Origin of the sequence: Saccharopolyspora halophila (genome assembly GCF_039531955.1) — a bacterium.
Lineage (GTDB): Bacteria > Actinomycetota > Actinomycetes > Mycobacteriales > Pseudonocardiaceae > Saccharopolyspora > Saccharopolyspora halophila.
The window spans coordinates 1-13,807 of the sequence record NZ_BAAARA010000014.1 but is presented as its reverse complement, the minus strand read 5'-3'; the positions used below and the strand labels follow the sequence as shown (position 1 = coordinate 13,807).

2 protein-coding genes are annotated in these 13,807 nt (G+C 72.7%); both read left to right on the top strand.

The genetic code is table 11. From position 1 onward, the window contains the following. Positions 1–19: 19 nt before the first annotated feature. Positions 20–6,724 carry an SDR family NAD(P)-dependent oxidoreductase gene (locus ABD289_RS18435; protein ID WP_344134067.1) on the top strand — a complete coding sequence of 2,235 codons (6,705 nt, stop codon included), beginning with the start codon at positions 20–22 and terminating at the stop codon, positions 6,722–6,724. Positions 6,725–6,750: 26 nt separating this feature from the next. Beyond that, positions 6,751–13,807, top strand: a 7,057-nt coding sequence (locus ABD289_RS18430) for an SDR family NAD(P)-dependent oxidoreductase (protein ID WP_344134064.1), incomplete at its 3' end; no start/stop codon positions are given.

The window sequence follows — 13,807 nt, the reverse complement described above, 5'->3', positions numbered from 1 at the left end:
GGATGGCGTGCTCTCGGCGATGGCCGCTGAATCCGCTCCCGAGGGCGCGGTGCTGGCGCCGGCCTTGCGCAAGGATCGTGGTGAGGAGACGGCCCTGGTGGGCGCGCTCGCGCGGTTGCACACCGCGGGCGTGGGCGTGCGGTGGAGCCAGTGGTTCGCGGGTACGGGTGCCTGTCGCGTCGATCTGCCGACCTATGCTTTCCAGCACGAGCGCTACTGGCCCGAGCCCGCGGCGGGACCGGAGGCCGGGGATGACGTGTTCTGGGATTTGGTGGAGAGCGGTTCGCTGGCCAGTGAGCTGGGAATCGGTGCGGAGTCCGCGGCTGAGCTGGTTCCGGCCCTGTCGTCCTGGCGCAGCCGCAGGCGGGCCCGGTCGACGGTGGATTCCTGGTGCTACCAGGAGACCTGGACCCCGCTGAGCGAGAACTCCGCGACGCTCGGCAGCGGAACCTGGCTGGTCGTGCTGCCCGCCGAGGCGACCGATGATCCCTGGGCCGCCTCGGTCATCGACGCCCTCGGCACGGATGCGCTGGTCCTGGAATCCGCCGAGCAGGAACGCGGTGAGCTGGCCGACCGCCTCGCGGCCCTTCCCGGACCGGCCTCCGGCGTGATCTCGCTGCTCGGCACCGCCGAGCGCGGCTTGACGGCGTCCGCGGTGCTGGTGCAGGCCCTGGGCGATGCGGGTCTCGACGCGCCGATCTGGTCCGTGACCCGTGCGGCGGTGTCGGTGGGCGAGGACGACGTGATCACCGACCCGCTGCGCGCCGGGACGTGGGGCCTCGGCCGGGTCGCCGCGCTGGAACTGCCCGGCCGGTGGGGCGGCCTGATCGACCTGCCGGACGTGCTCGACCGACGCGCCGTCGAGCGCCTCACCGCGGTGCTGGCCTCCGGAGCGGAGGACCAGGTCGCGGTACGAGCGCACGGTGTCTTCGGGCGCAGGCTGCTGCGCGCACCGCGCGCGCGGACGACGCCGGAGGAGTTCTCGGCATCGGGAGCCGTGCTCATCACGGGCGGCACCGGTGCGCTGGGCGCCGCCGTCGCGCGGGACCTGGCCGGACGTGGTGTCGAAGAGCTGATCCTGGCGAGCCGGCGCGGTCCGCAGGCCCCGGGAGCGACCGAGCTGCGCGACGAGCTGGCCGCCCGCGGCGTGCGGGTGCGGGTGGAGTCCTGCGACGTCGCCGACCGCGACGGCCTCACCGCGCTGCTGGCGGATGTCGAGCGGCTGTCCGGCGTGGTGCACACCGCCGGAGTCGTCGATGACGGCGTGCTGGAGCAGCTGACGCCGGACCGCTTCACCGAGGTGTTCCGGACGAAGGTGGACTCCGCGCTGCTGCTGGACGAGCTCACGCGCGACCGCGACCTGGACTTCTTCGTGCTGTTCTCGTCCGTGGCGGGTGCGGTCGGCAACCCGGGTCAGGCCAACTACGCGGCGGCGAACGCGGTGCTGGACGCCCTGGCGCAGCAGCGCCGCAGCGCCGGGCTGCCCGCCACCTCCGTGGCCTGGGGCGCCTGGTCCGGCAGCGGCATGGCCGCCCAGGACGAGGTCGCCGAGCGGCTGCAGCGCGACGGGGCCGGGACGCTGGAGCCGGAACTGGCGATCAGCGCGCTGTGGCAGGCCGTGGCGCGGCCCGCCGCGACGACGATCGTCGCCGACCTGCTGCACCCGCGGATGCTGCGCGCGCTGCTGGAGTTGCGCCCCATGCCGGTGCTCTCCGAGCTCCCGGAAGCACGACGAGCGCTGGCCGACCTCGAATCTGCCCGGAACGACACCGGATCGACCGCCTCCGGCCTCGCCGCCCGGTTGCGCGACCTGGACGAGGACGGCCGAACCGAGCTGGTGCTCGATCTGGTCCGCAGCCGGATCGGTGCGGTGCTGGGCTACTCCGACGCCACGGTGATCGGACTGGACAAGGCGTTCCGGGACCTGGGCTTCGACTCGCTGACCGCGGTCGAGCTGCGCAACCAGCTCGCCGCCGCCACCGGACGGACGCTGGCCGCGAGCCTGGTCTACGACTACCCGACGCCTCGGGCTCTGGCCGAGCACCTGCTCGGCGAGCTGCTCGGCGAGCACGCCGAGGTCGAGGTGGCGCGGCGCCGGGACCGCGACGACGAGCCGATCGCGATCGTCGGAATGGCCTGCCGGTTCCCCGGAGGTGTCGGCTCTCCCGACGAGCTGTGGCAACTCCTGGTCGACGACACCGACGCGATCGCTCCGTTCCCCACCGACCGCGGCTGGGACCTCGACGCGCTGCTGACCTCCGGAGAGGCGAGCACCGTGGCGGGGGAAGGTGGTTTCCTGGCCGACCAGGCCGACTTCGACCCGGCCTTCTTCGGCATCTCGCCGCGCGAAGCGCTGGCCATGGACCCGCAGCAGCGCCTGCTGCTGGAGACCTCCTGGGAGGCGATCGAACGGGTCGGGGTCGTTCCGGCGTCCCTGCGCGGAAGCCGGACCGGTGTGTTCACCGGCAGCACCATGCAGGACTACGCGAACGTGCTGACCGGCTCCGATCAGGACGGCGGGGGCCACGCGATCACCGGTGTCGCGGGCAGCGTGATCTCCGGACGGCTGGCCTACACCTTCGGTTTCGAAGGCCCGGCCGTCACCGTGGACACCGCCTGCTCCTCCTCGCTGCTGGCGATGCACCTCGCCGCGCAATCCCTGCGGCAGGACGAGTGCGAGCTCGCGCTGGCCGGCGGCGTCACCGTCATGTCCACCCCGGCGACGATCGCGGAGCTGGGACGGCAGGGCGCATCGGCACCGGACGGGCGCTGCAAGGCGTTCTCCGACGACGCCGACGGAGCCGGTTGGTCGGAAGGCGTCGGCGTGGTGGTGCTGGAGCGCCTCTCCGACGCGCGGCGCAACGGGCACCAGGTGCTGGCCGTGGTACGCGGCAGCGCGGTGAACCAGGACGGCGCGTCGAACGGTCTGACGGCGCCGAACGGTCCTTCGCAGCAGCGGGTGATCCGGCAGGCCCTGTCCGGTGCCGGTCTGTCCACATCGGATGTCGATGCGATCGACGCGCACGGCACGGGTACCGCTCTGGGCGACCCGATCGAGGTCCAGGCGCTCGCGGCGACCTACGGGCAGGACCGGGAACGGCCCCTGCTGCTCGGCTCGATCAAGTCGAACATCGGCCACACCCAGGCCGCCGCCGGGGTGGCCAGCGTGATCAAGATGGTGCAGGCCATGCGCCACGGCGTGCTCCCGCGCACCCTGCACGCCGGAACGCCGTCCTCGCACGTGGATTGGTCCGCGGCAGGCGTGGAAGTGCTGTCCGAGCCGACGCCGTGGCCGGACGCCGACCGGGCGCGGCGCGCGGCGGTCTCGTCGTTCGGCATCAGCGGAACCAACGCTCATCTCGTCCTCGAGCAGGCGGAGACCGACGAGCGGTCCGCCGAGCAGGCCGCGCCGGGCACCACCTTCGGCGGCATCGTGCCGTGGGTGGTCTCGGCCAGGTCCGAGGGCGCCTTGGACGGTCAGCTCGAGCGGATCGAGAGCTTCGCCGCCGAATCCCCGGAGATCTCCCCGAGCGACGTCGGTTTCTCGCTGCTGACCACCCGTTCGACCTTCGAGAACCGCGCCGTGGCGCTGCGCCGGGACGGTGCCGGTGTCGCCCTCGTCCGCGGCGAGGTGGAAGACGCCGGGCCCGGCCCGGTGCTGGTGTTCCCGGGGCAGGGCACGCAGTGGGCGGGCATGGCGCTGGAACTGCTGGAGACCTCACCGGTCTTCCATCGCAGCATGAGCGAATGCGACCGGGTCATCGGGACCTTGGTGGACTGGTCGGTGCTGGACGTGCTGCGCGGCTCGGTCACCGGGGAGGGCGCCGAAGCGCTGGAGCGGATCGAGGTCCTGCAACCGCTGCTGTTCGCGGTGATGGTGTCGCTGGCGGAGGTCTGGCGCTCCTTCGGCGTCCGGCCAGCCGCGGTGGTCGGTCACTCCCAGGGCGAGATCGCGGCCGCCTACGTCGCGGGCGCGCTGAGCCTGCAGGACGCGGCGCGGATCGTCGTGGTGCGCAGCGGGCTGTTCGCCGAGGAGATGATCGGCAAGGGCGCGGTGGCATCGGTCGCGGTGTCCGCGGCGGAAGCCGGCGAGCTGCTGGCGAGCTGGGCGGACCGGCTCGAGATATCCGGGGTGAACGGACCGGGCGCGGTCACCGTCGCGGGCGAGCGAGACGCCCTCGACGAGTTCGTGGCGCACTGCGAGGCGCGGGACGTGCGGGCGCGGATCGTTGCCCCCGTCGCCTCGCACTGCGCGCAGGTGGAACCGCTGCGGGAGACGTTGCTGGAGTCGCTGGCCACGGTGCGGCCGCGCGCTTCGGACGTCCCGTTCTACTCCGCCGTGGCCGCCGCGCGGATCGATACCGGGACGCTGGACGCCGAGTACTGGTTCCGCAACGTGCGGCAGCCGGTCGATTTCGCGGGCGCCGTCGGCGCGCTGATCGCCGACGGCTACCGCATCTTCGTCGAGTCCAGCGCGCACCCGGTGCTGACCATGCCCCTGCAGCAGACTGCCGAGGAAGCCGAGGTGGACGTGACGGCCGTGGGAACGCTGCGCCGCGACCAGGGCGGTCCGGTCCGATTCGCCTCCTCGCTGGCCGAGGCCTACGTGCGCGGTGCCGAGGTGGACTGGACCGCCTTCTTCACCGGCCCGGGCAACCGGGTCGAGCTGCCGACCTACGCGTTCCAGCGGCAGCGGTTCTGGCCCGAGCCGGCAGCCGCGGGGACGATCGCGGACCCGGTGGATTCGGCCTTCTGGGACCTCGTCGAGGACGGAAGCCTGGGCTCGGCACTGGGATTGGACGCCGAGACCGCGGCGGCGATCACGCCGGCGCTGACCTCCTGGCGTCACCGGCAGCGCGCCCGCTCGGTCGCCAACGCCTGGCGGTACCGGGAGACCTGGTCCGCAGTTCCCGGGCTCGCCGCGGACGCGCCGTCCGGTGCGTGGCTCGCGGCGGTGCCCGCGGGGTCCGCCGACGAGTGGACGGACGCGGTGCTCACGGCGCTGGCGCCGGACGCGGTGCGCGTCGAGGTCGCGCAGAACGGGGACCGCAAGCAGCTGGCGGCGGATCTCGCCGAGGTCGTGCCTGCGGGCTCCGAGATCACCGGCGTGCTGTCGCTGCTGGGCGTTGCCGAGACCGCGCACCCGGTGTTCGGCTCGGCCCCCGCCGGGCTGGTCGCCACCGCGGCCTTGCTGCAGGCACTGGGCGATCACGGCGTCGAGGCCCCGCTGTGGTGCGCGACCCGGCGGGCCGTGTCGGTGGACGACTCGGAAGCTCCGTGCTCCCCGGCGCAGACGGCCCTGTGGGGCCTGGGCCGGGTCGCGGCGCTGGAGCTGCCGCGTCGCTGGGGCGGCCTGATCGACCTTCCGGACGAGCTCGACGAGCGCGTCCTGGGCACCTTGGCGGGCGCGCTCGCGGGCGCCGGTGCCGAGGACCAGATCGCGGTGCGCGCGTCCGGTGCGTTCGGGCGGCGGCTGAGCCGAGCTCCGCGCGGAGCGCGCAGCGGCGAGTGGCACGCTCGCGGGACCGTGCTGATCACCGGCGGTACCGGTGGCCTGGGCGCCAGGGTGGCCCGCTGGGTGGTGGGTCGCGGGGCCGAGCACGTGGTGCTGCTCAGCCGTCGCGGCCCCGACGCTCCCGGCGCCGCGGAGCTGCGGGGCGAACTCGAGGCGTCGGGTGCGGAGGTCACCGTGCGGGCCTGCGACGTCGCCGACCGGGATGCGCTGGCGGCGGTGCTAGCCGAGATCCCGGACGAGCGCCCGCTGAGCGCCGTCGTGCACGCGGCGGGACTCATCGACGGAGGCACCGGGCTGGACGCCCTTTCCGGCGAACAGCTCGACGAGNGCTGGGGCAGCGCCGGGCAGTCCGGCTACGCGGCGGCGAATGCGTATCTGGACGGTTTGGCGCAGTACCGGCGGTCGGTCGGCCTGGTGGCGACCTCGATCGCGTGGGGCTCCTGGGCCGATGCGGGCAAGGCCGCCGAGGACGCCGAGGACGCCGAGCGGCTGCGCAAGCGCGGTGTGCTGCAGATGGACCCGGACCTGGCGATCCTGGTGCTGCAGCAGGCGGTGGCCGACGGGGAGACCACGCTCACCGTGACGAACACCGATTGGGAGCGGTTCGCCCCGAGCTTCACCGCCGGTCGGCCGAGCCCGCTGCTGTCCGGGATTCCGGAGGCGCAGCAGGCGCTCGCCGAGCCGGAGGCGGAGGCGGGCGAGCCCGCGTTCCAGCAGCGACTGGCCGAGCTGCCCGAGGCCGAACGAGGCCGCGTCCTGCTCGACCTGGTGCGCGGCGAGGCGGCGGTGACCCTCGGGTTCGCCGGGGCCGAAGCGTTCCCGGCCAGCCGGGCCTTCCGCGAGGTCGGATACGACTCGGTGACGGCCGTGGAGCTGCGCAACCGCCTCAAGGCGGCCACCGGCCTGGCACTACCGGCGACGCTCGTGTTCGACCACCCCACGCCCGCGGCCCTGGCGAAGTACCTCCAGGGCCAGATCCTGCCCGCCGCGTCGGCGGCGGCCGACGACGATCCGGACGCACGCATCCGGGAGGTCCTGACGACCATCCCGGTCAGCCGCTTGCGCAAGGCCGGCCTGCTGGACCTGGTTCTCGACCTCGCCGACGACGACAGCGACTCCGCCGAGGCCTCCTCCGCCGAGACCGACTCGATCGACGAGATGGACGGCGAGGACCTGCTGCGGCTGGCGACCGAGAACACCGCGAACTGAAGACACGGCGATCCGAAGGAAATCCGATGAGCAGCTCTGAGAAGCAGTACGTCGAGGCTCTGCGCTCGTCCTTGAAGGAGAACGATCGCCTGCGCAAGCAGAACCAACAGCTCATCGCAGCCGCGACCGAGCCCGTCGCGATCGTCGGGATGGGTTGCCGGTACCCGGGCGGCAGCTCCTCGCCGGAGGAGCTGTGGGAGCTGGTGGCCGAGGGGCGCGACGCCATCTCGGAGTTCCCGGCCGATCGCGGCTGGGACGTCGAGGAGCTGGACAGCGCCACCTTCCAGGGCGGTTTCCTCTCCGACGTCGCCGGGTTCGACGCGGGGTTCTTCGGCATCTCGCCGCGCGAGGCCGTGGCCATGGATCCGCAGCAGCGGTTGCTGCTGGAGGTCTCGTGGGAGGCCGTGGAGCGGGCGGGCATCGACGCCGCCTCGCTGCGCTCCAGCAAGACCGGCGTGTTCATGGGAACCACCGGTCAGGACTACAGCGACCTCCTGGCGGCCTCCAGCGAGGACGTGGGCCTGTACTCGACCACCGCGTTCGCCGCGAGCGTGCTCTCCGGGCGCATCTCCTACCTGCTGGGCCTGGAGGGCCCGGCGGTGACGGTGGACACCGCGTGCTCCTCGTCGCTGGTCGCCCTGCACAACGCCATGCAGTCGCTGCGGCAGGGCGAGTGCTCGCTGGCGCTGGCCGGTGGTGTCGCGGTGATGTCGACGCCGAACGCGTTCACCGCGTTCACCTCGCAGAGCGGGCTGGCCTCGGACGGCCGGTGCAAGGCGTTCTCCGACGCCGCCGACGGGACCGGTTGGTCCGAGGGCGTCGGAGTGCTGGTGCTGGAGCGGCTCTCGGACGCGGAGCGCAACGGGCACGACGTGCTGGCGGTGCTGCGCGGGTCTGCGGTCAACCAGGACGGCGCGTCGAACGGGCTGACCGCCCCGAACGGTCCTTCGCAGCAGCGGGTGATCCGGACCGCGCTGGGCAACGCGGGTCTGTCCGCCGGGGACGTCGACGTGGTCGAGGCGCACGGCACCGGCACGGCCCTGGGCGACCCGATCGAGGCCCAGGCGGTGCAGGCGACGTACGGGCAGGATCGCGAGCAGCCGGTGCTGCTGGGCACGATCAAGTCGAACATCGGTCACCCGCAGGGCGCCGCCGGAGTCGCCGGTGTGATCAAGATGGCGATGGCGCTGGACCGAGGCGAGCTGCCCAAGACCCTGCACGCGGAGACCCGATCCTCCAATGTGGACTGGTCGGCCGGTTCGGTGGAACTGCTGAACTCGTCCCGGGAGTGGGCGCGGGGCGATCGGCCGCGCCGGGCCGGCGTCTCGGCGTTCGGCGTCAGCGGCACCAACGCGCACGTGATCATCGAGGAGGCTCCGGCCGCGGATCGGCCCGAGCCCGAGGTCCGGGCGTCCGATCTCGCCGAGGTGCCGTGGGTGGTGTCCGGCCGCTCGGAGGCGGCGCTGGCGGCGCAGCTCGACCGGATCGGGTCCTTCGCCGAGCGCAACCCGGAGCTCGCGCCGCTGGACATCGGCTTCTCGCTGGCCACCTCCCGTACGACGCTGGAACACCGGGTGGTGCGCCTCGCTTCCGGCGACGACGTGGCCGAGGTCGCGCGCGGGGTGGCCGACGAGCGGTCGTTGGGCGTGCTGTTCGCGGGTCAGGGTTCGCAGCGCTTGGGGATGGGTCGGGAGCTCTACTACCGGTTCCCGGTGTTCGCGGAGGCCCTGGATGCGGTGCTGGGGCATCTTGATCCGGGTGTTCGGGATGTGATGTGGGGTGATGATCCGGAGGTCCTGAACCGGACGGGTTGGGCGCAGCCTGCGTTGTTCGCGGTCGAGGTGGCTCTCTTCCGCCTGGTGGAGTCCTTCGGTGTTCGTCCCGATTACCTGGCTGGGCATTCGATCGGTGAGATCGCGGCTGCGCATGTGGCGGGTGTGTTCTCGCTGGAGGATGCTTGCACGTTGATCAGCGCCAGGGCGCGCCTGATGCAGGCGTTGCCGACTGGTGGCGTGATGGTCGCGGTCCAAGCTGGTGAGGACGAGGTGCTGCCGCATCTGGTCGAGGGCGTCTCGATCGCGGCGGTGAACGGGCCGGCCTCGGTGGTGCTGGCCGGTGATGAGACCGCGGTGCTCACCGTGGCCGAGCGGTGGAAGTGGACGCGGCTCAAGGTTTCCCATGCTTTCCACTCGTCGTTGATGGATCCGATGCTGGAGGACTTCCGCACCGCGATCAGCGGCTTGTCCTTCCACGCCCCGAGCATTTCGATCGCCATCGACGGCGACGTGTCCTCGCCGGAGTTCTGGGCGCAGCACGTGCGGGAGACCGTGCGCTTCGCCGACGACGTGCGCTCGCTGGGCGAGCACGGCGTCAACGCGTTCCTGGAACTCGGCCCGGACGGCGTGCTATCCGCGATGGCCGCCGAATCCGCACCGGAGAGCGCGGTGCTGGTTGCCGCCCAGCGCAAGGACCGCGACGCGGCATCGGCTTTGATCGATGCGCTCGCGCGGTTGCACGTGTCCGGCGTCGACGTCGACTGGTCCCGGTTCTTCGCCGACACCGGTGCCCGCCGAGTCGACCTGCCGACGTACGCGTTCCAGCGCGAGCGGTTCTGGCCCCGGCCCGCCCCCGCATCGGGCGACGTGCGCGCCGCCGGTCTGGAGGCCGTCGGACACCCGCTGCTGGGCGCCGGAGCCGAGCTCGCGGGGTCGGACGGGTTCCTGTTCACCAGCCGGCTGACCCGGCGCACCCACAGCTGGCTCGCGGATCACGTGGTGCACGGACGCGTGCTCTTCCCCGGCACCGGATTCCTCGAACTGGCGATTCGGGCGGGCGACGAGGTGGGCTGCGGCCGCGTCGAGGAACTGACGTTGTCCGCTCCGCTGGTGCTGCCCGACCAGGGCGACGTGCAGGTGCAGGTGTCCGTCGGGGCGGCGGACGAATCGGGCCGCCGCCCGGTGGCCATCTTCTCCCGCCCAGCGGGAATCGGCGAGGGAGCCTGGACCGAGCACGCAGGAGGTGTGCTGGCCGCCGCGGCGGCGGAACCGGCGTTCGACCTCGGCGCCTGGCCACCGGCCGACTCCGAGTCCGTCGATGTGACCGACTGCTACCAGCGATTCGCCGAGGTCGGCTTCGACTACGGCCCGGTCTTCCGCGGGCTGCGCGCGGTGTGGCGGCGCGGCGACGACCTGTACGCCGAGGTCGAGTTGCCCTCCGAGGCCGCGGCCGAGGACTTCGGCCTGCACCCTGCCCTGCTGGACGCCGGGATGCACGCCTCGGGATTCGGCGACGTCGGCTCGCTCAGCCGAGGCGGGTTGCCGTTCTCCTGGCAGGGGGTGTCGCTGCACGCCGCGGGCGCCTCGGTGGTGCGGATGCGGCTCGCTCCGGGGCCGGACGGCACGACGGTGCTCTCAGTTGCCGACGCGACGGGCTCGCCGGTGGCCACGGTCGACCGCCTCGTCACCCGGCAACTTCCCGCCGAGCAGCTCACCGGCGCCCCGGTGGAGCGGGATGCGCTGTTCCACCTCGAGTGGACGCCCGTCCCCACCTCGGTGCCCGCCGAACGCGACCGGGCCGTGATCGGGCCGGACCCGCTGGGCTTGGCCGGGTCGGCGCACGTCGGCATCGCCGATGTCGACGCCGACGAGGTCCTGGTTCCCGTCACCGGTGACGGCGAGGACGTGCCGTCCTCGGCGCACGCGGCGACCGCGCGCGTCCTGCGGCTCCTGCAGGAGTGGTTGGCGGAGGAGCGGTTCACCGGCTCCCGGCTGGTGTTCGTGACCCGCGGGGCGACCTCGGGCGACGACCTGACCGGCTCGGCGGTGTGGGGCCTGGTGCGGTCGGCGCAGACCGAGCACCCGGGTCGCTTCGCGCTGGTCGACCTGGACCCCGAGGCCGAGCTCGACACGTCCGCCGAGACCTTGGCGCGCGCGCTCGGCAGCGACGAGCCCCAGCTGCGAGTCCGCGGCGACGAGGTGCAGGCGGCGCGCATCGGCAGGGCGGACGGCTCGCGGCAGCAGCCGGTCTGGGACGTCGACGGCACCGTGCTGATCACCGGTGGTACCGGCGGGCTGGGCGCTGTGCTGGCCCGCCACCTGGTGAGCAGGCACGGCGTGCGCGACCTGCTGCTGGTCAGCCGCCGCGGTCCGGCGGCCGAGGGCGCTGATGACCTCGTCGCCGAGCTGGCCGACGGCGGAGCCACCGCGCGCGTGGTGCCCTGCGACGTGACCGATCGTGCCGCGGTGGCCGGGCTGCTGGAGCAGCACCCCGTGCGAGCCGTCGTGCACACCGCCGGTGTCGTGCAGGACGGCGTGATCGAATCGCTGACGCCCGAGGCGTCCGACGCCGTGCTCGCCCCGAAGGTCGACGCCGCGTGGCACCTGCACGAACTCGCCGAGGACCTGTCGGCGTTCGTGCTGTTCTCCTCGGCCGCGGCCACCTTCGGCGGCGCGGGCCAGGGCAACTACGCGGCGGGCAACTCCTTCCTCGACGCCCTGGCGCAGCACCGGCGCGAGCGCGGGCTCCCCGCGGTGTCGCTGGCGTGGGGCGCCTGGGAGCAGTCGGTCGGTCTGACCAGCGGGCTCGCCGAGGCTGATGTGCAGCGGATCTCGCGGATGGGGGTCCTGCCGCTGTCCGTGCGGCAGGGCACCGAGATGTTCGACGCGGCGCTGGGAACCGGTGCCGCGCTGGTCCTTCCGGTGCACCTGGACCTGCCCGCGCTGCGCGCTCGCGGGGAGGTCCCGCCGCTGCTGCGCGGGCTGATCCGCACGCCGATCCGGCGCGCCGCCGCGTCGACCGGCGGCGAGACCGGGGCGCTGGTGGACCGCCTCGCCGCGCTGACCGAGGCCGAGCGAACCGAACGGCTGGTGGAACTGGTCCGCGACGAGGTCGCGGCCGTGCTCGGGCACACCAGCGCCGGGGGAGTCGATCCCTCGCGCGCCTTCCAGGAGCTCGGCTTCGACTCGCTGACCGCGGTCGAGCTGCGCAACCGGTTGACCGCCGCGACCGGGATCCGGCTGTCGGCGACGTCGGTGTTCGACTACCCGACGGTGACCAGGCTCGCCGGGCATCTGCGCGACGACCTGTTCGGATCGGCGCTCGACGCGCCATCGCCGGTGCCCGCCGCCCCGTCGCTCGACGAGGACCCGATCGCGATCGTGGGCATGGCCTGCCGGTACCCGGGCGGGGTCTCCTCGCCGGAAGACCTGTGGCGGTTGGTGACCGAGGGCTCCGACGCGATCACCGGGTTCCCCACCAACCGGGGCTGGGACCTGGACACCCTCTTCGACTCCGACCCGGACCGAGCCGGCACCTCCTACGCCCTGGCGGGCGGGTTCCTGCACGACGCGGGCGAGTTCGACGCCGACTTCTTCGCGATGTCCCCGCGAGAGGCGCTGGCCACCGACGTCCAGCAGCGGCTGGTGCTGCAGACGGCGTGGGAGGCGATCGAGCGGGCCGGGATCGATCCGATCTCGTTGCAGGGCAGCCAGACCGGTGTCTTCGCCGGTGTGATGGTCAACGACTACGGCACGTTGCTGGACGGCGACACCTTCGAGGGCTATCAGGGCACCGGCACCGCGCAGAGCGTGCTCTCCGGCCGGGTCTCCTACACCTTCGGGTTCGAGGGTCCGGCGGTGACGGTGGACACGGCGTGCTCGTCGTCGCTGGTGTCGATGCATCTGGCCGCGCAGTCGTTGCGGCAGGGGGAGTGCTCGCTGGCGCTGGCCGGTGGTGTGACCGTGATGTCGACTCCGGCGTCCTTCGTGGTGTTCTCCCGCCAGCGCGGGCTGGCCGCTGACGGCAGGTGCAAGTCCTACTCCGACTCCGCCGACGGCGTGGGCTGGTCCGAGGGCGCGGGACTCGTGGTGCTGGAGCGGCTTTCGGACGCGCAGCGCAACGGGCATCGGGTGCTGGCAGTGATGCCGGGCTCGGCGGTGAACCAGGACGGCGCGTCGAACGGGTTGACAGCGCCGAACGGTCCGTCGCAGCAGCGGGTGATCCGGCAGGCCTTGGCCGGTGCGGGTCTGTCCACTTCGGACGTCGATGTGGTCGAGGGGCACGGAACGGGGACCTCCCTGGGTGATCCGATCGAGGCGCAGGCGCTGCTGGCCACGTACGGCCAAAATCGCGAGAAGCCGTTGCTGCTGGGTTCGGTGAAGTCGAACCTCGGTCACACCCAGGCCGCCTCCGGCGTGGCCGGGGTGATCAAGATGGTGATGGCGATGCGCAACGGCGTGCTGCCGAAGTCGCTGCACTCGGACGCGCCGTCCTCGCACGTGGACTGGCAGGACGGTCAGGTCGAACTGCTCGCTTCGCCGAGCGAGTGGCCGGATGCCGGTCGTGTTCGTCGTGCTGGTGTGTCGTCGTTCGGTGTCAGCGGTACGAACGCGCACGTGATTCTGGAGCAGCCGGGTGCTGCCGAGGAGCCGGTGGACGAGTCGCGAGTCGCGCCTGCCGTGGTCCCGTGGGTGGTGTCGGCGAAGTCCGAGGGCGCCTTGGACGAGCAGCTCCCGCGGTTGCGCGGGTTGGACGAGTCTCCCGCCGATATCGGGTATTCGCTGGTGTCCTCGCGTTCGGTGTTCGAGCGCCGTGCGGTGTTGCTGGCTTCGGACGAAGGGGTCTCGGAACTCGCCCGCGGGGTCGCTGCTGAGCGGTCGTTGGGTGTGCTGTTCGCGGGTCAGGGTTCGCAGCGGCTCGGCATGGGGCGTGAGCTGTACGACCGGTTTCCGGTGTTCGCCGAGGCCCTGGATGCGGTGCTGGATCGGTTGGATCCGGGCGTGCGCGATGTGATGTGGGGCGATGATGCCGAGGTCCTGAACCGGACGGGTTGGGCGCAGCCCGCGTTGTTCGCGGTCGAGGTCGCCCTGTTCCGCCTCGCCGAGTCGTTCGGGCTGCGGCCGGATTATTTGGCGGGGCATTCGATCGGTGAGATCGCGGCTGCGCACGTGGCGGGTGTGTTCTCGCTGGAGGACGCGTGCACGTTGATCAGCGCGCGGGCGCGCCTGATGCAGGCGCTCCCGGCCGGTGGCGTGATGGTCGCGGTGCAGGCCCGTGAGGACGAGGTCCTGCCGCATCTCGCTGAGG